The sequence below is a fragment of the Polaribacter sp. NJDZ03 genome, assembly GCF_019263805.1.
Lineage (GTDB): Bacteria > Bacteroidota > Bacteroidia > Flavobacteriales > Flavobacteriaceae > Polaribacter.
This window is the reverse complement of sequence record NZ_CP079195.1, coordinates 2,590,382-2,612,841: the sequence shown is the minus strand read 5'-3', so window position 1 is coordinate 2,612,841 and position 22,460 is coordinate 2,590,382. Positions and strand designations below refer to the sequence as shown.

The 22,460-nt window shown below is 30.7% G+C and carries 24 protein-coding genes; 6 read left to right on the top strand and 18 right to left on the bottom strand.

The window, feature by feature from the left end:
* Positions 1 to 81 precede the first annotated feature (81 nt).
* On the bottom strand, positions 82 to 285 hold the full coding sequence (locus KV700_RS11045; protein ID WP_166386203.1) for a hypothetical protein: 204 nt from the start codon (positions 283 to 285) through the stop codon (positions 82 to 84).
* A gap of 899 nt (positions 286 to 1,184) precedes the next feature.
* On the opposite strand from KV700_RS11045, the gene KV700_RS11040 reads away from it, so the two are divergent.
* On the top strand, positions 1,185 to 1,475 hold the full coding sequence (locus KV700_RS11040) for a helix-turn-helix domain-containing protein (protein ID WP_254712906.1): 291 nt from the start codon (positions 1,185 to 1,187) through the stop codon (positions 1,473 to 1,475).
* A gap of 129 nt (positions 1,476 to 1,604) precedes the next feature.
* On the opposite strand, the gene KV700_RS11035 is transcribed toward KV700_RS11040, so the two are convergent.
* The 17 genes from KV700_RS11035 to dinB all read right to left on the bottom strand — a co-directional run bounded on the left by KV700_RS11035 (position 1,605) and on the right by dinB (position 17,709).
* Positions 1,605 to 2,345: a succinate dehydrogenase/fumarate reductase iron-sulfur subunit gene (locus KV700_RS11035; RefSeq protein WP_218597924.1), complete on the bottom strand. Its 741-nt coding sequence runs from the start codon at positions 2,343 to 2,345 to the stop codon at positions 1,605 to 1,607.
* Positions 2,346 to 2,355: 10 nt separating this feature from the next.
* Positions 2,356 to 4,368 carry a fumarate reductase/succinate dehydrogenase flavoprotein subunit gene (locus KV700_RS11030; protein ID WP_218597923.1) on the bottom strand — a complete coding sequence of 671 codons (2,013 nt, stop codon included), beginning with the start codon at positions 4,366 to 4,368 and terminating at the stop codon, positions 2,356 to 2,358.
* A gap of 10 nt (positions 4,369 to 4,378) precedes the next feature.
* Positions 4,379 to 5,056: a succinate dehydrogenase cytochrome b subunit gene (locus KV700_RS11025; protein WP_218597922.1), complete on the bottom strand. Its 678-nt coding sequence runs from the start codon at positions 5,054 to 5,056 to the stop codon at positions 4,379 to 4,381.
* Positions 5,057 to 5,218: 162 nt separating this feature from the next.
* Entirely contained in the window at positions 5,219 to 6,835 is a 1,617-nt protein-coding gene (locus KV700_RS11020; protein WP_166386195.1) for an aspartate:alanine exchanger family transporter, read from the bottom strand.
* Positions 6,836 to 7,041: 206 nt separating this feature from the next.
* Positions 7,042 to 7,659 (bottom strand): hypothetical protein, encoded by a 618-nt coding sequence (locus tag KV700_RS11015; RefSeq protein WP_166386193.1) that lies wholly within the window; start codon positions 7,657 to 7,659, stop codon positions 7,042 to 7,044.
* 423 nt (positions 7,660 to 8,082) lie between these two features.
* Positions 8,083 to 8,955: a helix-turn-helix domain-containing protein gene (locus KV700_RS11010; RefSeq protein WP_166386191.1), complete on the bottom strand. Its 873-nt coding sequence runs from the start codon at positions 8,953 to 8,955 to the stop codon at positions 8,083 to 8,085.
* 36 nt (positions 8,956 to 8,991) lie between these two features.
* On the bottom strand, positions 8,992 to 9,450 hold the full coding sequence (locus KV700_RS11005) for a 3-oxoacyl-ACP synthase (RefSeq protein ID WP_218597921.1): 459 nt from the start codon (positions 9,448 to 9,450) through the stop codon (positions 8,992 to 8,994).
* Positions 9,451 to 9,459: 9 nt separating this feature from the next.
* A complete protein-coding gene (locus KV700_RS11000) occupies positions 9,460 to 10,026 on the bottom strand; it encodes a 4'-phosphopantetheinyl transferase superfamily protein (RefSeq protein WP_218597920.1) in 567 nt (188 codons plus the stop codon).
* Positions 10,019 to 10,270, bottom strand: coding sequence for an acyl carrier protein (locus KV700_RS10995; protein ID WP_218597919.1), 252 nt, complete (start codon positions 10,268 to 10,270; stop codon positions 10,019 to 10,021). Before KV700_RS10995 ends, KV700_RS11000 begins: the two co-directional genes overlap by 8 nt.
* Before the next feature lie 69 nt (positions 10,271 to 10,339).
* The gene (locus tag KV700_RS10990) at positions 10,340 to 11,614 is read right to left on the bottom strand and encodes a beta-ketoacyl synthase (RefSeq protein ID WP_218597918.1); all 1,275 of its coding nucleotides are present in this window, start codon (positions 11,612 to 11,614) and stop codon (positions 10,340 to 10,342) included.
* A gap of 55 nt (positions 11,615 to 11,669) precedes the next feature.
* Complete coding sequence (locus tag KV700_RS10985) at positions 11,670 to 12,110, bottom strand: 3-hydroxyacyl-ACP dehydratase FabZ family protein (protein WP_218597917.1); 441 nt, start codon at positions 12,108 to 12,110, stop codon at positions 11,670 to 11,672.
* Between the two features lie 53 nt (positions 12,111 to 12,163).
* Positions 12,164 to 12,724, bottom strand: a complete 561-nt coding sequence (locus KV700_RS10980; RefSeq protein WP_218597916.1) for a transposase — start codon at positions 12,722 to 12,724, stop codon at positions 12,164 to 12,166.
* 71 nt (positions 12,725 to 12,795) lie between these two features.
* Positions 12,796 to 13,848, bottom strand: coding sequence for a type III polyketide synthase (locus KV700_RS10975; protein ID WP_218597915.1), 1,053 nt, complete (start codon positions 13,846 to 13,848; stop codon positions 12,796 to 12,798).
* A 92-nt stretch (positions 13,849 to 13,940) separates the two neighbouring features.
* Positions 13,941 to 14,651 (bottom strand): methyltransferase domain-containing protein, encoded by a 711-nt coding sequence (locus KV700_RS10970; RefSeq protein WP_218597914.1) that lies wholly within the window; start codon positions 14,649 to 14,651, stop codon positions 13,941 to 13,943.
* The gene (locus KV700_RS10965) at positions 14,651 to 15,814 is read right to left on the bottom strand and encodes an NAD(P)/FAD-dependent oxidoreductase (RefSeq protein WP_218597913.1); all 1,164 of its coding nucleotides are present in this window, start codon (positions 15,812 to 15,814) and stop codon (positions 14,651 to 14,653) included. Before KV700_RS10965 ends, KV700_RS10970 begins: the two co-directional genes overlap by 1 nt.
* Before the next feature lie 16 nt (positions 15,815 to 15,830).
* Positions 15,831 to 16,283, bottom strand: coding sequence for a GNAT family N-acetyltransferase (locus KV700_RS10960; protein WP_218597912.1), 453 nt, complete (start codon positions 16,281 to 16,283; stop codon positions 15,831 to 15,833).
* A gap of 343 nt (positions 16,284 to 16,626) precedes the next feature.
* Positions 16,627 to 17,709 (bottom strand): DNA polymerase IV, encoded by a 1,083-nt coding sequence (gene dinB / locus KV700_RS10955; protein ID WP_218597911.1) that lies wholly within the window; start codon positions 17,707 to 17,709, stop codon positions 16,627 to 16,629.
* Between the two features lie 311 nt (positions 17,710 to 18,020).
* Here dinB and KV700_RS10950 point away from each other — a divergent pair, with 311 nt between their 5' ends.
* From KV700_RS10950 to KV700_RS10930, 5 genes are all read left to right on the top strand, one after another.
* Entirely contained in the window at positions 18,021 to 18,350 is a 330-nt protein-coding gene (locus tag KV700_RS10950; RefSeq protein ID WP_166386169.1) for an iron-sulfur cluster assembly accessory protein, read from the top strand.
* Positions 18,351 to 18,365: 15 nt separating this feature from the next.
* Positions 18,366 to 19,814 (top strand): Fe-S cluster assembly protein SufB, encoded by a 1,449-nt coding sequence (gene sufB / locus KV700_RS10945; RefSeq protein WP_166386167.1) that lies wholly within the window; start codon positions 18,366 to 18,368, stop codon positions 19,812 to 19,814.
* Between the two features lie 79 nt (positions 19,815 to 19,893).
* Complete coding sequence (gene sufC, locus KV700_RS10940) at positions 19,894 to 20,640, top strand: Fe-S cluster assembly ATPase SufC (RefSeq protein ID WP_166386165.1); 747 nt, start codon at positions 19,894 to 19,896, stop codon at positions 20,638 to 20,640.
* 137 nt (positions 20,641 to 20,777) lie between these two features.
* Complete coding sequence (gene sufD, locus KV700_RS10935) at positions 20,778 to 22,091, top strand: Fe-S cluster assembly protein SufD (RefSeq protein WP_166386163.1); 1,314 nt, start codon at positions 20,778 to 20,780, stop codon at positions 22,089 to 22,091.
* 100 nt (positions 22,092 to 22,191) lie between these two features.
* Positions 22,192 to 22,395 carry a hypothetical protein gene (locus KV700_RS10930; RefSeq protein WP_166386161.1) on the top strand — a complete coding sequence of 68 codons (204 nt, stop codon included), beginning with the start codon at positions 22,192 to 22,194 and terminating at the stop codon, positions 22,393 to 22,395.
* The last annotated feature ends 65 nt before the right edge of the window (positions 22,396 to 22,460 follow it).

Genomic DNA, 22,460 nt, shown 5'->3' with positions numbered 1-22,460 from the left:
CTTTTAGCTTTTTTGTTAAGAAATATATTATTAAAAAAAATCTAGAAACTTTTAAATTCCTAGATATTAAACTATTCATTTTTATTTCATACAAATTGCATAAAATTTATTGTAATTCTCCATTAATTCACCTCCTACACCTCTGTCTGATTGATCTTCTGAGATTTCTAATGCTAACTGCCTTGCACCCCAATTACAATCACTAGCTTTTCCAAACTCCTCCACTACTTTAATAACTTCTTTTGTTGTTGGTAAAGTTTCATCATTAGTAGATGTTGCATTCATAAAACTCATTCCTAATGATAGTATAAAAACTTAATATAACTTTTTTCATAATATAAAGTTTTGTTACCTAAATATTATTTAGGTTAATTGATTTAAAAATATTTAGAGCTTTATATGAGTTAACAAGTTTAAAACTCTCTAAAAACTTGTAGAAAAAGGTTTACTTTTCAGATTCCTCTTCGTTCCTCATTCGAAATGATACTCGTTTCATTTTTATATTTCTTAAATCCGCAAGCGGATGTTTTTTGTTTTCGTTATCCATATCAATAGCTTATTAGTTCTAAGTGAGATTTCTCATAAGTTTATATTGAGCGTAGTCGAAATACCAAAAAAAGGAGCATTTCGAAATGACAATTGTCTTTATTTCACAAGTGTTCTATGCTATAACATTAAAAAAACAACTGTTTGTGAGATTCCTCAATCGCCCAAAAAAGCTCATTTCGGAATGACAAAACTGTATCATTTAAAAAAATACTTGGTGTAAAACTATTTGTGTTAACACTGTTTTATTTAGGGGAAGAAATTTTCTTTTTCATAGTAATTTCTTTTGTTAAAATTGGGAAATAAATTTTATAACACCAAGAAATTCTTTCCTCTTTTTGGACTAACTGTTTTCAGTGAGTATAAAAATTAAAAAAATGATATTTTTTAACAGTTAAAATTTATTCAATAAAAAACTCCTTAGATTAATCTCTAAGGAGTTTGTATCTTCTAAAGACTTTAGAAGTCTATATAGACTAAAACTAGTTTATATTTTTTGTGGAAATAAATTTCTTTTCATAGCAATTTTCCCAAAGTACAAAAGTCGGAAAGATTCTCATAGTTAACAAGAAATCCTTTCCTCTTTTTGGACTAACTGTTTTCAGTGAGACGCCCTCACTGAAAACAGTTAGTCTAAAATGGAAATAAAAAAAACCTTTTTTAGCATTATATTTGATGTAAGAAAAAGAAAAAAGAAAATGCTAAGAAAAATTACTATTGAAAATCCTAAAGAGAAAGCAATCAATGTTCTACAGAAAATTGTTACGAGAAGACAAGAATTAGGACTCTCTCAAACAGATTTAGCTATTAAATTAAACATGACCACAAGTGGATATTTTAAAATAGAAAAAGGAGACTCTAAACTAGATCTTTTAAGGCTATTTGCAATTGCAGAGTGTTTAGATATAGATGCTAAAACACTTTTTTAAAAGCGATACTATCAATTTTTATTATAAAATAAAACCCCGAAACTAATAATTAGCTTCGGGGTTTTTATATTTATAATTTTACTTTAAGATTGCTTTGTAAAAACTCGCAATGATGTTTAAACTATCTTATTATAAATTAGCTTTCATTAACTCTCTATTCATACGAGCTATATTGTCTAAAGAAATTCCTTTAGGACATTCTACCTCACAAGCTCCTGTATTTGTACAGTTTCCAAAACCTTCTAAATCCATTTGCGCAACCATGTTTTGTACACGATCTGCTGCTTCTACTTGCCCTTGTGGTAATAAAGCATACTGAGATACTTTTGCACCTACAAATAACATTGCAGAAGAGTTTTTACACGTTGCCACACAAGCACCACAACCAATACAAGTTGCTGCATCCATAGCGTCATCTGCTGCGTGTTTAGAAATAGGTAAAGAGTTTGCATCTTGTGTATTACCAGAAGTGTTTACAGAAATGTAACCACCAGACTGCTGAATACGCTCAAAAGCCATTCTGTCTACTACTAAATCTTTTATTACAGGAAATGCTGCTGCTCTAAAAGGCTCTATTGTAATAGTATCACCATCTTTAAACATACGCATGTGTAACTGACATGTAGTAACTCCTCTATCTGGTCCGTGAGCTTCTCCATTAATGTATAAAGAACACGCTCCACAAATACCTTCTCTACAATCATGATCAAAAGCAACTGGTTCTTCACCACCATTTACTAATTGTTCATTCAAAACATCCATCATTTCTAAAAAAGACATGTGCTCTGAAATATCATTCACTTTATAGTCTACCATTTGACCCTTTGAACCAGCGTCTTTTTGTCTCCAAATTTTAAGTGTTAAATTCATTTTGTCTTTCTTATTTGTATGAACGTTGTTTCAATTCAATATCGTTAAACTCTAATTCTTCTTTATGTAAAACCGCATCTGCAGGTTCTCCTTTATATTCCCAAGCAGCTGCAAAAGCGAAATCTGTATCGTTACGTTTTGCTTCTCCTTTTTGAGGTCCGTCTAATTCTGCCGATTCTTCTCTAAAGTGTCCTCCACAAGATTCTGCTCTCATTAAAGCATCTTTTGCAAACAATTCTCCTAATTCTAAGAAATCTGCTACTCTACCCGCTTTTTCTAATTCTGGATTCATTTCATTTGCTGTTCCAGGAACAGAAACTTCTTTCCAAAACTCTTCACGAATCGCTTTAATTTCGGCCATTGCCTCTGTTAAACCTTTTGCGTTTCTAGACATTCCTGCCTTGTCCCACATTACTTTTCCTAATTTCTTATGGAAATAATCTACAGATTTTGTTCCTTTATTATTAATAAAGTGACTAATTCTTTCTGTAACTTCTTTTTCTGCTTCAATAAATTCTGGAGTTTCTGTTGAAATTTTTCCAGTTCTAATGTCATCAGATAAATAATCTCCAATAGTATAAGGTAATACGAAATAACCATCTGCTAAACCTTGCATTAATGCAGAAGCTCCTAATCTGTTTGCTCCGTGATCAGAGAAGTTTGCTTCTCCAATACAGTAACATCCAGGAATCGTTGTCATTAAGTTATAATCAACCCAAACACCACCCATTGTATAGTGTACCGCTGGATAAATCATCATTGGAGTTTCATATGGATTCTGATCTATGATTTTCTCATACATCTGAAATAAGTTTCCGTATTTTGCTCTAACAATCTCTTGTCCTAATTCTTTTATTTTTGCAGGTGATGCATTTTTTATATTATGAATCTTAGCTTGCTCTTCTCCATAACGAGTAAAAGCAGATGCAAAATCTAAATAAACAGCTTCTCCTGTTGCATTTACTCCATAACCAGCATCACAACGTTCTTTTGCTGCTCTAGATGCAACATCACGCGGTACTAAGTTACCAAATGCAGGGTAACGTCTTTCTAAATAGTAATCTCTTTGGTCTTCTGTTAAATCTTTAGGTGTTTTCTTTCCTTCCCTAATAGCTAAAACATCTTCCATGTTTTTAGGAACCCAAATACGACCATCATTACGTAAAGATTCAGACATCAATGTTAATTTAGACTGATAATCTCCAGAACGCGGAATACATGTTGGGTGAATCTGTGTATAACAAGGATTTGCAAAATATGCTCCTTTTTTATGAATTTTCCAAGCTGCAGTAGCGTTAGAACCCATTGCATTTGTAGATAAGAAATATACGTTACCGTACCCTCCAGAACCAATTACAACAGCATGTGCAGAATGACGCTCAATTTCTCCTGTAATTAAATTTCTAGCAATAATTCCTCTTGCTTTTCCATTAACAATAACAACGTCTAACATTTCATGTCTGTTAAACATCTCAATTTTACCACGAGCAATTTGTCTATTCATTGCAGAATAAGCTCCTAATAATAATTGTTGACCTGTTTGTCCTTTTGCATAAAAAGTTCTAGAAACTAAAACTCCACCAAAAGAACGATTGTCTAACAAACCACCATAATCACGTGCAAAAGGAACTCCTTGTGCCACACATTGATCAATAATATTTGCAGAAACCTCTGCTAAACGATATACGTTTGCTTCTCTAGAACGGTAATCTCCACCTTTTACAGTATCGTAAAACAATCTGTAAGTAGAATCTCCGTCTCCTTGATAATTTTTTGCAGCGTTGATACCTCCTTGTGCAGCAATAGAATGCGCTCTTCTTGGAGAATCTTGGTAAGCAAATGCTTTTACATTATACCCTAACTCTGCTAATGTTGCTGCGGCAGAACCACCAGCTAATCCTGTACCTACAACAATAACGTCTATATTACGTTTGTTTGCAGGGTTTACCAAGTCTATTTTATTTTTATAATCTGTCCATTTATCTTTAATTGGACCTTGAGGTACTTTTGAATCTAAAGCCATATTGTATAGATTAATGGTTTAAGTAATGATAAATTGCAATAAAAATAAATCCTAAAGGAATTATAATTGAATATGCTTTACCTATTGTTTGTAATGTTTTTTTTCGTCCAGATGTAGAACCCATAGACTGAAATGCTGATGTAAATCCGTGTGCTAAGTGTAATCCTAAGAATACAAAAGCAACTACATAAGCAGCAACTCTCCAAAATGGCACAAATTTATGCAATAATTCTTCATGGTAACGGTACCCTTCTATTCCTTGTAAAGTACCAGACCAGTCTCCTTGAATAAATTTTGTGTTAATTTCTGGAATCCAGAAATCGATAAAATGTAAAATGATAAAAGCTAAAATAGCTGCTCCACTCCAAATCATGTTTCTGCTCATCCAAGATGAATTAGCTGCACCATTGTTCTTTGCATACCCAACTCCGTTTGCTTTTTTGTTTTTTAATTCTAAGATAAATCCCAATACAAAATGAAAAACCACACCAAAAATTAATACCGGCTGCAAGGCAAATTGTATTAAAGGGTTTGTTCCCATAAAATGTGAAACTTCGTTAAAAGTATCTGGGCTAAAAACTGATAAAAGATTGATTGCAAAATGCTGTAATAGGAAGAACATTAAAAAGAATGCAGAAAGCGCCATGGCTACCTTTCTTCCAACTGAAGATTTGAAAAATCCGCTCATTGTATAAATGTATAATTAAGTTATAATTGTTGTTTTACAAATGTACCATTTAGATACGCTCTACTGAAATAATAAAGGTTGTTTTTTGGTTATTTAGAATCGTTTTAATATGATGATTTTGTTTTAATTACCCTTTTAAATTTTGTCCTTAAATTTAACACGCTACAACAAAGCCATTACTTCTGCTACAATAATTATAAGCACCAATGAAAAAGGATACACTGCTGCATAAGCAATTTGCGGAGCATCAGACTCTGTCATAGAATCGGTAGCACTTAACCCGGGTGTAGATGTCATACCTCCTGTTAAAGCTCCTAAAATAGACAAAAAGTTAATTTTTAAAATAAATCGACCTACAAGAACCACTGTAATCATAGGAATTAAGGTAATTAGAGCGCCGTATAAAAATAAAATAAAACCATGTTTTTCAATTGCAGAAATTAAACTTTGTCCTGCTTTTAAACCAACTGGAGTTAGAAATAATAAAAGTCCAAACTGACGCAATATTTGGTTTGCAGGACCTGATAAATTCCAAATTACGGTAGCAAATTTTCCTTTCCAACTTAAAAAGATAGAAGATAAAAGTACACCTCCAGTAAGACCTAATTTTAAACCGATACCTCCTAACGGAATAGCAATTGCCCCTACAAGAATACCGATAACAATACCAAATGCAACGGGTAAAAAACTAGTTTCGCCTATTCTTTTTAAACTATCTCCAAAAAGTTCTGTAACTACAGAAACATTTCCTTTAGAACAAGAAACTAAAATTTTATCTCCATATTTAATTTGAGTTGAAGGATGAGGAGCCAAATCTATACTAGCTCTTCTAATACGTGTAATGGTAGCAGAATAATTTTCTAGAAGATTTAATTCTTCAATTGTTTTATTTACCACAGTATCATTACTTACCACATACCATTTTACTTCATAGGTGCCACTTCTAGGAATTTTAATATCGGTAACTTTACCTAATAAAACTTCAATTCTTTGCAATGCATTAACGGTACCTACTGCTTTTATAATATCTCCTGTTTCTAAAATAGTATCTTTTGTAGGAGAAGTAGGTAGCTGATTAGGCTTCATAATACGTGAAATATTAGCCTTGGTCATAAACCGTATTCTTAACTCATTAATTGTTTTTCCGTTTACGTTTTCATTAGAGATAATTAAGTTTTTATTAATCACCATTGGTGTGTTAGATTTCGATTTTTCTTCAAAATCTTTTTCTTCTTTCTTAATGTTTACTCTAAATAATGTAGGTCCTAATTTTACAAATAAAATAACACCTAAAACTCCAAATGGATATGCAATACCATAACCAATGGATGCTAAAGGAGATTGAGAAGCCTCTATAGAAGCCGCCAAACCAGGTGTAGACGTTAGCGCACCTGTTAACAAACCACTCATCATATTCATATCTACATCATAAATATAAGAAATAGACACGGCCGTAATTCCACCTGTTATAACCGTAATTCCTGCCAAAAGAATTAATTTAGCTCCTTGTTCTTTAAAAGAACTAAAAAAAGAAGGTCCTGCTTGCATACCAATGGTATAAATAAATAAGACCAAACCTACACTTTGTATAATTGGAGGAATGTTAAAGGTAATGCCATTTAAATTGTAGAGATATCCAAAAAAGATAGCAACAAAAATAACTGCAGAAGTATCAAAACTAATTCCTTTTATACGAATGTTTCCTAAGGCGATCCCTAAACCAATAACTAGAAATAACACAAAGTAATCTTTAGTGAGTAATTCTAAAAAAAATTCCATAATTTTAATATTAATTTTATTGTGTTTTTATAAAAAACTGACTTTCATTTAAGTAAGCAAAAATAGCTCTTTACTTTATTAAATTTTTATGATATTTATCACTAGAAGCCCTGCTATTACTAGTGTAATTTACTTATCCCTCCCCTAACTACTATGCCTATTGGACGAATACGTTGTAGTATATTTTATTACTTAAAAGGATCCGTTTATTTATTATCCGAAGAAATTAAGCATTTATCATTTCCCCACTTCCCTTTAAGTTCCTCTGTGTTAATTACTTCTCCATTACACCTTAAAAAATTCCCTTCTTTATCTTTTTTAATGATTTTCATTTTACCTTTCTCAATGGCGTTTATAATTCTATAAATCAAACCATTTTTAGACACAATACTACCTTTTGCAATTAGCTTTAATCCTTCTTCATTATTGTATAAATCCATTTCAGTTGAAATTTCATCTGGAACAACACCATCTTCTAATTTTTGTTTTTTGTACGTTAAATAATTTTCTTTTTCATGTGCCTCTCCTAAAGAACGAGCAGAGTTCTCACCTATTTCCTGAGCTAACCTTGCCATCCAATAGGCATGCCTAAAAGCATCTACTTGCCCACCTGCACCGTCTTTATCTAATACATCTGTTTTTGAAATAGAATCTGCTACTCTAGTAGTTTCTTTAGAAATCTCTAAAGATTTTTTTGCCTTAAAAGGATGAAAAAATACCCATTTTTTAATTGGAGGAGAGAGTTTAAAAAATCTTTTAAAATTAGATTGTCCAAATGAATGTATAGCAAAGAGTATCGTTAAAAGAAATAGTATCCTTTTCATTTTGAAAATAATGATTTGTAAAAAACAAAAATACTCCTTTTAATCGAAAAAAAACTTTCAATAGAAAATCCCTTTATGGGTCTTGCTTTTATAGTAGTAATATTTAATGTTCATCAATTTTTAAAATTTAGTACAAAAAAAAACCATCTTAATTATAAAAATTAAAATGATTTAAATATATCTTTTTAAAAAACAGGAATCACTTTCTAAAAAAATTGAGAAATTGGGGGACTTCTTAATTATTTACAGCAAAACTAAACTTAATTAAAAAGTATTTTTAGATAATAATACTCCTAAAAACTGTAAAAACGGGAAAACAAAGAAGAATTCAACTACTCTGAACATGCTTTTCTAAGAAAAAACAACCTTTACATTATAGAAAATTAGTACTATTTAAATAAAATTCAAATTTTAAAATAAAGATTATGCATACTTTTTTCTAAATTCTTCTGGTGTAGAATTAGTGTGTTTTTTAAAATATTTATACAAATTGGTAGGCTCATTAAAACCCGTTTTAAAAGCAATCTCTTTTATAGAAAGATCATAATGTATCAGCAATCTTTTCACTTTAATTATAACAGTATCATCTATAAACTCTTTAGCAGATTTGTTTGCAATAAATTTTACAACCATATTAAGCTTTTTTGCAGAATACCCTAACTTATCTGCATAATCATACACTTTTTTAGTTTTGTAATAATCTTCTTCTAATAAATTTTGAAAAATAATAAACTCTTTTAAATATCTACTCTGTTGTAAAGTGTTATACCCAGTCGATTTTATTCTATAAATTAAAGTAATTAAAATATGTAATAAACTCCTTATCAGTTTAAAAGAATAAATATCATTTACAACTAAAACCTCTTTTTCTATTCCTTTTATTAATTTAAAAATACTCTCAAAATCGAAGTCTTTTAATTGTGTTTTTGGAGAAACTAATAACTCATTAAACATCTGAATAGCATTTGCAACCTCAATTTCATTTAAATAACTATTTAAAAACTCTTCTTTAAAACATAATAGAAAACCTTTTGTTGCCTTATTTAAATAAAACCGATGCATTTGATCTTTTCTAATAGCCAAAATAGTCCCTTTATCATATTCATAATCAGAAAAATCAATTGAGTGTTTACCTTTTCCTTCTGTTATAAAAATTAATGCATAAAAATCTACTTTATGATTTTTTGTAAGAATTTCTTCACTTTCAAACTTATCTAAGTCTTGAAAATTGACAATATCAAAATTTGATTGCTGGAGTTTTAAGTAATTATGGGTTCTGTGTAGGGTAATTGACATCTATTTAAGGTATTTAAACCTCTAAAATACAGATTATTATTTTAGTCCTTTTATAATTATTGTATTTCCATTAAAAACAATTGCATCTTCCATCTTTTTACCTAACAACAACTTACCGATTGGAGACGAAACAGAAATAGCAAAATACACTACATTATCAACTGTAAGTTGACCTGCAGAAATAGATAAAAAATAGTTAGTAATATTTGTTTCAATCACCGTGCCTAGATGTGCAATATTAGACGTTTTAGAAACATCAATTTTAGCTAAAATCTCTTTCATTTGTGTAATTCCTGCAAGTTGCTGACTGGCTTTTTCCATTTCTAACTGCAACATGGCTCTACCAGTTTCATGCTTATCGCCAGCAGAACTTTTAGTTTCTGATTGTAATGCTTTTTGATTTGAAGTAATAATTTCTGTAACCGTATTTAAGCGTTTATTTACAAAAGCTTCACACTGCTTATAAAGTGCTTCTTTAACTTTTAATTCCGACATATATTATTTTTATTTCTCTAAAGAAAACACAAAGGCACCATAATTTCCATGATGCGAAATTGAGCAAGATTTGGTTAATAATTTTTTCTTGTGATAAAACAAAGGAGCACCAACAGTTGTTTTTATTTTTATGATTTCCTCGGATAAAACACCTGTTTCTATGGCCAATTGTATTTTTAGATCGATATGTGTTTTTTTTGATGAACCAATCTTTGAAAAAATAACAACTTCATTATTCTCTTCTTTGGCAATTGTATGGATATAAAATGGATTAAAACTTGTACTTGTACCATATTTATGATCTTTAAAAAGCACAAAGCCTTCTGTTTTAGAAATTAAACTACATTCAAATTTTTGAGGTGCAAAAAAGCGTTTTTCTATTTTTTGAGTATAACATTTATAAGCCGCTTCTTTCATAGACCAAAATTGCCAAACTTTTAAAAATGGATTCTCTGCATCACGAATTTCTTCTTGTTCTTTTTGGGTGAATTGTTTCTCTAAAAACCCTTTTCGTTGCCATTTACTTTGGGTTTTAGCAAGGTTTAAATCTACAATATCATTGCCAATATTATGCATCCGTTTTAGATTGAATTACAGCAATAGTTGCTTTTACAGAAAGCATTTTCTCCATAGAATCGTTGTCTATTTCTATATTAAATTCATCTTCTACATCTAAAATAATATCTACCAAATTTGCAGAATTTATCTCTAAATCATTTATAAAATCTGTTTCTTCAGATAAGTTTTTAAAACCTTCTTCGTTTTGAATATATGGTTTTACAATTGTTGTTAATTTCGATATAATTTCTTCTTTCGTCATATTTTATTTATTGTTTTAAACCTCACAGGTTTTTAAAACCTGTGAGGTCTTTCTATAACTTACAATTAGTTATAATTTATACTTTTTAAAGATAACACATGCATTAACATCACCAAAACCAAAACTTGCTTTTGCTAAAATAGTAATGTTTTTCTCCACCATTTTTGTCGGAATTTTATCTGTAGAAATTAATTCAGAAATTTCTGAATGCACATCTTCGCAATTAATATTCGGAAACACAAACTGTTCTTTAATTTGCAAAACGGAAGCTACAGACTCAATAGCACCAGAAGCAGCCAAACAATGGCCAACCATAGATTTTAAAGAGTTAATGTAAGGAAAATCAGTTCCTTTTCTTTGCAATGCTTTGGTCCAATTTTCTATCTCTAAACTGTCTTTAGAAGTGGCTGTTAAATGGCCGTTTATTACATCAATTTCATCTACAGAAATAGCAGCATCTAAAATTGCATCTGTTATACATTTCTGAACCGCTTCTGCATTTGGCGCAGTTAAAGTTCCGCCATTTCTTTGTCCGCCAGAATTTATATTCCCACCTAAAACCTCTGCATAAATGGTTGCTTTTCTTTCTAAAGCGCTTTCTAACGATTCTAAAACCAAGGCACCTGCGCCACTTCCAGGAACAAAACCAGACGCAGTTTCACTCATAGGTCTCGATCCTTTTTCTGGACTTTCATTGTGCTTATAAGACATTACACGCATTGCATCAAATCCACCCCAAGTATACAAACTACTGTCGCTAGAACTGCCAACTAACATTCTTTTTGCCTTTCCGTTTTTAATACGTTCAAACCCCATTAACAAGGCTTCTGTACCCGTTGTGCAAGCAGATGAATTTGTCGTTACTTGGTTTCCTAAACCTAGAATTCCGCCTAAATAAGCCGAAATACCGCTTGCCATTGTTTGTACCACAGAAGTACTACCCAAACGTCTTACATTTTGATCGTCAATTTTATAAATTGCTTCTCTAAATTTTTCAATACCAGAGGTTCCTGTTCCAAAAATTAATCCAGAATCATAGTCCAATTTAGAGTTTTCATCCACCGAAAAACCAGCGTCTTTCCAAGCATCAATTCCTGCCATACAACCGTATAAAATACTTGTACTATTGAAACCTCTTAATTGTAAAGGCGATAAATATGCAGCTTTTTTTTCTTCAGAAACTTCTGGAATTCCACCAATACAGCAAGAAAATCCTTTGTCCTTTAAATTCTGATGAAAGGTAATTCCAGATTTCCCAGTTTTTATGGCATTTGTAAATTCCTGCAAACCAACGCCATTTGGTGCAACAACTCCTAAACCCGTAATTACGACTCTATTTTTCATTTCTTTATCGATTTTTTAGACCTCACAGGTTTTAAAAACCTGTGAGGTCTGCTTACTAAATTAATATCATTCCAGAAATAGTTCCTCTGCAAACCAATTCATTTTTCTCATTCATCATTTTTACTTTGCACTTCAATTTATTGAATCTAAAATATTCTTTTTCTGAAATTACCGTTACTTTTTCATTTGGTAAAACAGGCAAATAGAAATCCACCTGATTAGAGGTTAAAGCAATTTGTGGTTTTTTTTCTTCGGATGAAATTTCGTCTTTTAATAAATAAATACCCAAACAAACAACACCAATTTGCGCCATTGTTTCTGTTAAAATAACACCTGGCGTAATCGGATTTCCTTTAAAATGACCCTCATAAAAAAAGGCATTCTCTTTAAATGTATAATTTCCAGTAACTCCGTTTTCTGAAATTTCTGTGAGTTCATCAACAAACAAAAAAGGATTTGTATACGGAAGGTTTTTAATGATTTCTATTGAGTTCATTTATTTAGTTTAACAGACCTCACAGGTTTTAAAAACCTGTGAGGTCTTCTTTATTACTCTAAAGTTAAGGATTCTAAAATAATTACTTCCTTAACTTTATGAGAGTCGATAAAATTTTGTTTGTCTTCAAAAATATTGATAACATAGTCTCTTAATAAACTTGTTTTTTTATCTGATAAAATAGAATTGTAAGAAGAATGTTTATACGTTCTAAAATCACCTACAAACTGATGGTGTGTTGGGTTTAAATGAATGTATAAAATCAACTTTCTTAAATACTCTTCATTATCTAATTTTATTCTTGAAAAACGATCTTTAAATAAACTTCCACTTCTTCCATATTTTTTATTGATACTTTTTGAATACGCATTAAATAAATTTGAAAATGATTGAGATATTTCTTTTGAAGCAACCTCTTCTTTTGTCTTTATTAATAAGTGAAAGTGATTTTTCAATAAACAATAAGTCAAAATCTCTAAAGTTTTAGAAAGGTGTTTTTTTACTAATAGAAGAAAATAAGCATAATTCTGCTCTTCAATAAAAATATTTTCTTTATTGTTTCCACAGTTATAAATATGGTAAAAAGAATCTTCTACTAAAACTTCATATTTCATATTGTTTTCTTTAACAGACCTCACAGGTTTTTAAAACCTGTGAGGTCTTGTCATTACTTATTATCATTCAATTACCACTCCAACAATATTCGTTGTGCTGAAAAACCAGGACCAAAACTTAACATAAGCCCTCTTTCTCCTTTTGGTGGATTTCGATCCATAAATCGTTCTAAAACATACAAAACTGTTGCGCTAGACATGTTGCCGTACAAACGTAAAACTTCTTTTGTGTCGTCTATATTTTTCCCTAAAACACCGAATAAATCTTCTACCGTTTGTACAATTTTCTTTCCTCCAGGATGAAAAATCAAGTGGTCTACATCATCAATCGTTAAATTATTTCGTTCTAAAAAAGGATGCACAATTGCCGGAAAATGATCTGATATTTTTTGCGGAACTTCCTTATCCAATATCATTTGCAAACCTGTATTTACCAATTTAAAACCCATCATAGAAGTGGCATCGTAAAAATGATACATCGCTTCATCAATAATTGCTGGCCCTTTATCATCTTCATAAGAAGACAAAATAACAGCAGAAGCTCCATCACCAAAAATAGCAGCACTTACAATATTTGTCATCGAATAATCTTCTAACTGAAATGTTGCTGTTGGTGCTTCCACAGCAATTACGGCAGCTCTTTTATTCGGATTCGCCTTTAAAAAATTCTTTGCATAAATAATACCAGAAACTCCTGCTGCACAACCCATTTCTGTAACAGGCAAACGCACAATGTCTTGTTTCATTTGCAAGGAATTAATCAAATAAGCATCCATAGACGGAATCATAATTCCGGTGCAACTTACCGTAATTATATAATCGATATCTGTAGGTTTTAAACTCGCTTTTTCTAATGATTTTTTTAAAGATTGTTCTGCTAATTTCACAACTTCACGTGCGTAAATATCATTTTTTTCCTCAAAAGAAGTTGCTATAAAAACTTCTTCTGGATCCATAATAGAATAGCGTTTGTCTACGCCTGCTCCTTCAAAAAGTTTAATTACTTTTCTTTGAAAACGGGTATCTTGATCTTGCATCCATAATTTTACAAACGGAATAATATCTTTTGTTTCTCTGTGATATTTTGGTAGTTGTTTTGCAACCGATGTTATTTTAACTTTCATATTTTTAGACACTGATTTCACGAATTCTCACTAATTTATTTCGACTTGAATTTCACTGGATTTTTATGGTTTAAAGTAAAACCTAAAACTTTTTAACGTTTCAATATCCATTGAAAACGAAATGCCCATTTCCAAGAAATTTGTGCTTTTACATTTAATTTTTGAGAGATTCTTTCTAAATCTTTTCTTTTGAATCCTCTTAAAACAGATGTTAATCCGTCTTCAATAATCATTTTATTTTTGATAAAAAGTGACAACAGCATAAATAAATAATACGCCAATTTATGTCGATGTAAATCGTTTACTACAATTGCTATTTTTGTTTGTTTTAAAGTGTTTCCCAGAAAAGAAACCAATTGTTCTTCTTTAAAATGATGTAAAAATAAGGTGGCCAATACCACATCGAATTGTCTGTTTTTAAATGTATCAGAAAAAATATCTTCCGTTTTAAAACTCAGTTCTGGAAACGCTGTTGACAATTCATTGGCGTATTCTATTGCTGTGGGGTTTGCATCAATACCTAACAACGTCATTTTATAGCCTTTGTTTCTTCCAAATTTTGCCACATCTCGTAAAATATCTCCATGACCACAACCAATATCTACAATAGTTAGCTCTTGTTCTTTTGGGTGATTTTTTAATACTTTTTTCAGTGAATTTAAAGTTACTAAATTTCCGCCTAAATACCGATTTATATTTTCTAACTTATCTAAAGTATCTCGCAATAAATCTCCGCCAATAGAAAAATCGTCCATTAATTCTTCTTTGTCTGTTCTATTATTTGTGCTGATAAAAAAATCCATTAAATTTTCATTGGTTTACCATGTGTTTGCTTAATTATAATTGGTAATAAAAAAGGTAGTTTTTTTAAAATTTGAAGCAAAACAGCTGCAATTTTATCTTTTCGAAACAACATTGCTATAAAATGACCTGCTTTTAAACGCAAACTAAATTTTTTATTCCACTGTCTAATATATTGCTTTTCGAGCTCGTTTCTAGACACTTTTTCACTATTCAAGTAATTTAGAATCAATTTAGAGGCAATTTGTGCAGACTGAATTGCCATACTCATTCCATTTCCGCAAAGCGGATGAATCATTCCTGCAGAATCTCCGCACATTAAAATATGCTTTTCTACTGGTTTTTTGGTTTCAAAAGAAATCTGACTAATGGTTAATGGCTTCTCAAAAATAGCTTGAGAATTATTAAAAATTTCTTTTAAAAATTGATTTTTAAAAACGACTTGTTCCTGAAAATCATCAATATTTTTATACTTTTTAAAGGATGTATAATTGGTGATATAACACAAATTAATTGCATTATTCTCTACTTTAGAAACACCACAATAACCACCTTTAAAGTTATGAAGCGCTACTAAATCTTCTCTAAAGTTTCCTTTTACATGAATTTTAACGCCTAAATAAGGCGATTTTTTTTGGATAAACTCACGTTCCATTTTTACATCTAACAAAGAACGTTTTCCAAAAGCTCCAATCGTAATTTTTGAAGTGAACGTGTTATTCTCTTTGGTTTCAACCAAAAACACATCATTTTTAAAAGCAACATTTATTACGGAATCTTTTAAAATTGTAACTCCGTTTTTTATCGCTTTTTCTGATAAAATAAGATCTAATTGATACCGTGAAATTCCGAATCCTCCCAAAGGTAATTTTACCGAAATAAGGTTGTTCTTAGTAGTTGATAATTGAAAGTTTTTAATTTTAACAGCGCCAAAATCAAACGGATTAATCTCTAAAAAGTCTAAATAAGGCAATACTTCATTCGATATATATTCACCACAAACTTTGTGTTTAGGGTATTCATTTTTCTCAATTAATAAAACCTTTTTATTAAATTTTGATAAATGAATTGCATTGCATAAACCTGCTAAACCTCCACCAATAATAATTACATCTGCAACTAAATTGCTATTATTATAATTATCTGTGTTTATAGGTTTTTTCATTTTAATCTATTGACTTTTACAATGCTTTTTCAAAACAAATACTATTTTCTACTCCTTTGTATTGTCCGTAATTTGGAATCTTTTTATAGTTGCATTTGGTATAAAATTTTGCTGCTTCCACTTGTCTTTTTCTGGTTTCTAAAATACATTTTTTATAACCTAATTCTTTAGCCCAAGTTTCTAATTCTTGTAATACTTTTTTAGCAACTCCTTTTCCTCTATCATCCAGAGAAACAAACATTCTTTTTACCTCTACAGAAGTAGCGTCAAACTTTTTTATTGCTCCGCAGCCAACTGCTTTTTTATCAACAGAAACCACCACCACATTCTTTAAAACATCAATATTATTAAACTGATTGTAAAAATCGTGTTCTGCTCCATCCATGATTTTTAAATAAGCATCTAACTGTTTTACCAAACTGATAAAATCTGGATTTTCAGAATTTGTTCTAATAGTTTCTATTCTCATTTTTAATGTTATTTATGTCATTCTAAGACCCTATAAAAAAATAATGACTCAGAAATAATAACGTACAATTTAATCCTTTCTCTGATAAGATTTTTGGTTTTTCTTTCAGTTTGTCATTTCGACCTTTTGAGAGAAATCACATAAAGTCACGCTGTTTTGTATTTTTCTGGTTATGAAATTTCTCCTACCGTCGAAATAACAATTGGAAGTATTATTAATTCTTTTCATTTTTAGGCAAGCCTACAGACATTAAACTCTTCATAATTTAAGTTAACAGATTACTCAGTAATGCTGCCGCACAATGCTTACCATAATTTTGTAAAATACAAAAAGACGCTTAGTGTCAGAACTCAAACTTTAACTGTACCCAAACAGGTTCTTTGTTTTCGGTATTTAAATTACCAAAAGACAAACCTAACAAACGTACGGAATTTGTAATTTCATCTTGAAATAACAACTCTTTTACAACAGGAAAAAATTCGTTTTTGGTCTGCATAAAATATTCTTTGGTTTTACTCCTAGTATGTTGTGTAAAATCTGAATACTTAATTTTTAAGGTAATCGTTTTTCCCTTTGTATCGGTTTTAGTCATGCGTCTTTCTAACTCATCGGCAATTTTCTCTAACTTTTCTATCATAAAAATTTCCGAAGAAATATTTTCACTAAAAGTTCTTTCTGCTGCAACAGACTTTCTAATTCTATTGGGTTTTACGGCGCTATTATGAATTCCGCGAACAATATTATAATAATGAGCACCAGATTTCCCGAAAGATTTAACCAGCTCTTCTAACGATTTTTTCTTTAAATCGTTCCCAACAAAAATACCTAAATTATACATTTTTGCAGCGGTAACCTTACCGACTCCGTAGAATTTATTGACAGGTAATTCTTCTAAAAACTGAATAACCTCATCTGGATGCACTGTTTTTTGTCCGTTAGGTTTATTAATATCAGATGCTACTTTTGCTATAAACTTATTTATAGAAATTCCGGCGGAAGCCCGTAAACCAGTTACTTCAAAAATACGCTCTCTAATTTCTCTTGCAATGGTGTTTGCAGACGGATTTCCTTTCTTATTTTCTGTAACATCTAAATACGCTTCATCTAAAGAAAGTGGCTCTACCAAGTCTGTATACTCATAAAATACTTCTCTAACTTGAGCTGATATTTCTTTATAGCGAGCAAAATTACTATTTACAAAGATTAAATGCGGACATTTTTGTCTGGCTAAAGCGCCACTCATGGCAGATTTTACACCAAATTTACGAGCTTCGTAACTGGCTGCAGAAATAACGCCTCTTCTACCTTCGCCACCAACAGCAATCGCTTTTCCCCTTAATTCTGGGTTGTCTAATTCTGCTACAGATGCGTAAAAGGCATCCATATCTACATGAATTATTTTTCTAAAAGGTGGTTGCAATTCCATGTATCGAAAGTACAAAATGAGTTATAAATTTATCAATATTTTGTTATTATATTCATAATTCATTTCAGAGAGTTTTATCAACAATAAAAAATGTTAGTACATTAATTTATATAAACGAGTATTTATATTTTCTTAGAATCTGCAATAGTATATTATTAATCTAAAATAATATCATGGTCTGTAAAACGGTTACTTAAAAGAACAATCAATAAAACCAATTGCATAATTGGGTTTGTTAATGAAAGTTTGTTATTTTTCTTCGACTTATATTGTATATTTGTCCACAATTTAGATTTAATCTATTTAAAATTATGATAAAAGTTTCAGACACAGCAAAGAAGAAAGTCATAGAATTAATGACTGACGATGGCTTTAATGCAGCAACCGATTTTGTACGCGTTGGTGTAAAAAGTGGTGGTTGTTCAGGTTTATCTTACGATTTAACTTTCGATAACAAAAAAGAAGAAAACGATAAGGTGTTTATGGAGAATGATGTAAAAATCATTGTTGATAAAAAAAGCTTTTTATATTTAGTTGGAACCACCTTAGAATACTCTGGAGGTTTAAACGGAAAAGGATTTGTTTTTAACAACCCAAACGCAAATAGAACTTGTGGTTGTGGAGAATCATTCTCACTTTAAAAATTTAAGAAAAAGATGTCAAAGTACACAGAGGAACAGCTAGAAGAAGAATTAAAAACTCAAGAATATAAATACGGTTTTTACACAGATATAGAAAGTGACACATTTCCTGTAGGATTAAGTGAAGATGTTGTTCGCGCAATTTCTAAAAAGAAAAATGAGCCAGAATGGATGACCGAATGGCGTTTAGAGGCTTATAGGGTTTGGGAAAAAATGGAAGAACCAGAATGGGCTAATGTGCATTATGCGAAACCAAGTTTTCAAGACATTGCTTACTATTCTGCACCAAAAAAGAAACCTAAATTAAATAGTTTAGATGAAGTAGATCCAGAATTATTGGACACTTTTAAACGTTTAGGAATTTCTTTAGACGAACAAAAAAAATTAGCTAATGTAGCGGTAGATATTGTAATGGATTCTGTTTCTGTTGCTACTACTTTTAAGAAAACATTAGGTGAAAAAGGTATTATTTTTATGCCTATTTCTGAAGCAATTCAAGAACATCCAGAATTGGTAAGAAAATATTTAGGAACCGTTGTACCAACTACAGACAACTTTTATGCAGCATTAAATTCGGCTGTTTTTTCTGATGGATCTTTCTGTTACATTCCAAAAGGTGTTCGTTGTCCGATGGAACTTTCTACCTATTTTAGAATTAATGAAGGTGGAACAGGACAGTTTGAAAGAACTCTAGTAGTTGCAGATGCAGGGAGTTATGTATCTTACTTAGAAGGATGTACTGCGCCAAGTAGAGATGAAAATCAATTACATGCAGCTGTTGTAGAATTAATTGCAATGGATGATGCTGAAATTAAATATTCTACTGTACAAAACTGGTATCCTGGTAATAAAGAAGGAAAAGGTGGCGTTTACAATTTTGTAACCAAAAGAGGATTGTGTGAAACCAATGCTAAAATTTCTTGGACACAAGTAGAAACTGGTTCTGCTGTAACTTGGAAATATCCTTCTTGTATTTTAAAAGGAAATAATTCTGTAGGTGAGTTTTACTCAATTGCAGTTACTAATAATTTTCAACAAGCAGATACAGGTACAAAAATGATTCACTTAGGTAAAAATACTAAGTCTACCATTATTTCTAAAGGAATCTCAGCAGGTAACTCACAAAACTCCTATAGAGGTTTGGTACAGATACATGCAAGAGCAGAAAACGCACGTAATTTCTCTCAATGCGATTCTTTATTGATGGGTAATGCATGTGGTGCACACACGTTTCCTTATATAGAAGTTAAGAATAAAACAGCTCAAGTAGAACACGAAGCAACTACAAGTAAAATTGGTGAAGAACAATTATTTTACTGTAACCAACGTGGTATTGATACAGAAAAAGCAATTGCTTTAATTGTAAACGGATTTAGTAAAGAGGTTTTAAATAAATTGCCAATGGAATTTGCTGTAGAAGCTCAAAAATTATTGGAGATTAGTTTAGAAGGAAGTGTTGGATAATTTATAACCAACCATAAAATATACAATTATTAAAAATAATGCTTCTAGCCAAAAGCTAAAAGCCAATAGCATAAAAAGAATGTTAAAAATAGAAAATTTACAAGCGAGTATTGATGATAAATCAATTTTAAAAGGATTGAGTTTAGAAGTAAAAGCAGGTGAAGTACATGCAATAATGGGACCTAATGGTGCTGGTAAAAGTACTTTGGCTAATATTATTGCCGGTAAAGATGATTATGAAGTTACTGCTGGTACAATTGAGTTAAATGGAGAAGACATTAGCGAATTAGCACCAGAAGAAAGAGCACATAATGGTGTGTTTTTATCTTTTCAATATCCTGTAGAAATTCCTGGAGTTTCTGTAACCAATTTTATTAAAACTGCAATTAACGAAACTCGTAAAGCAAAAGGTTTAGAAGACATGCCTGCAAAAGACATGTTAAAAATGATCAGAGAAAAATCTGAATTATTAGAAATAGACCGTAAATTTTTATCTCGTTCTTTAAACGAAGGTTTTTCTGGAGGAGAAAAGAAACGTAATGAGATTTTTCAAATGGCAATGTTAGAACCAAAATTAGCCATTCTTGATGAAACTGATTCTGGTTTAGATATTGATGCTTTGCGTATTGTTGCAAACGGGGTAAATAAATTAAAATCTAAAGACAATGCAGTAATTGTAATTACGCATTACCAACGTTTATTAGATTATATCGTACCAGATTTTGTACACGTTTTACATGATGGGAAAATCGTAAAAAGTGGAGATGCTTCTTTAGCTTTAGAACTAGAGGAAAAAGGATACGATTGGATTAAAGAACTTGTATAAGTTCACAGTAAAATCAGTAGCAGTTTGCATCCAGCAACTGTGTATAAAATTAAGTTAAGAATAAAAAATAGTCAGTTTACAATAGTTTAATGAAAATTCATAAAACTATTGTAAACTGAGTACTGAAGACTGAAACAATGGAATTAAAAGACAAACTATTATCATCATACCTTGCATTTGAAAATGATGTAGACACCAATTCTGACATACACGAAATCCGTTCTAAAGCATTTAAAAACTTTGAAACATTAGGGTTTCCTACTAAGAAATTAGAAGCTTGGAGGTACACTTCTTTAAACGCTGTCTTAAAACACGATTATAGCATTTTTCCTAAGAAAGACTGTAATATAGAAATGGCTGATGTAAAACAGTATTTTATACATGATATAGACACTTATAAAATTGTTTTTATCAATGGAAAATACAGCTCTTTTTTATCAGAAACCACACACGATGCTATAGATGTTTGCTTAATGTCTGCAGCTTTAGCTAAAGATAAATATAAGCCAGTAATAGAAAACTACTTTAATAAAATTGCAGAAAAAGATAATTTAACATCTTTAAATACTGCATTTGCAACAGAAGGAGCATACATTCATATTCCTAGAAATACCGAAGTAAAAAAACCGATTCAAATTATCAATTTCACTACAGGTACAGAAGCTGCTACAATGCTACAACCTAGAAATTTAATTGTTGTTGGAGAGAATTCTCATGTTCAAATAATAGAACGTCATCAAAGTTTAACAAGCAATCCTGTTTTAACCAATTCGGTTACAGAAATTTTTGCTGATAAAAGAGCATTTGTAGATTATTATAAGATTCAGAATGATGATTTAAATGCATCGTTAGTAGATAATTCTTTTGTAGAACAAAAATCTAATAGCGTTGTTTCTGTACATACTTTTTCTTTTGGAGGAAATATCACCAGAAACAATTTAAACTTTTATCAAAAAGGAGAATACATAGATTCTATCTTAAAAGGGATTACAATTAGCGAAGGGAAGCAACATATAGATCACCATACTTTAGTGCATCACATAGAGCCTAATTGCGAATCTCATCAAGATTATAAAGGAATTTATGACGAGCGCTCTACAGCCGTTTTTAATGGTAAAGTAATTGTAAATAAAGAAGCTCAAAAAACAAACGCATACCAACAAAACAATAATGTTTTATTAAGTGGTAAAGCAACGATTAATGCAAAACCTCAACTAGAAATTTTTGCTGATGATGTAAAATGTTCTCATGGTTGTACTGTTGGTCAATTAGATGATGAAGCATTATTTTACATGCAACAACGTGGTATTCCTAAAAAAGAAGGGAAAGCATTGTTAATGTTTGCTTTTGCAAATACTGTTTTAGAAAGCGTTAAAATACCAGAGGTAAAACAACGTATTACTAAGATAATTGCAAACAAATTAAACGTAAATATTGGTTTCGATTTGTAGATCTCAAAATCAATTATTATATAAATATAAAAAACCACGCAATTTGCGTGGTTTTTTATATTTATATATTTTTCGTAACTTTATAATAAAACAGAAAATCATGAACAAAACAATTAAAACAGTATTATTAATAGCCGGAGTTGCACTACTTGTTTACGGAACTTACACTATGATTCAACCAGAAACAGAAGTTTCTATTGGTGATTTAGATTTAATAAAATCTCAAGACAACACCAATTCATATATTACTATTGCTTTAGGAATTGCTGCTGTAGCACTTAGTTTAATAAAAGGTAAAAGTTAATAAAACAACCAGTAAATTATTTTAAAAACCACTTAGAAATAAGTGGTTTTATTATGTTTTAGTCT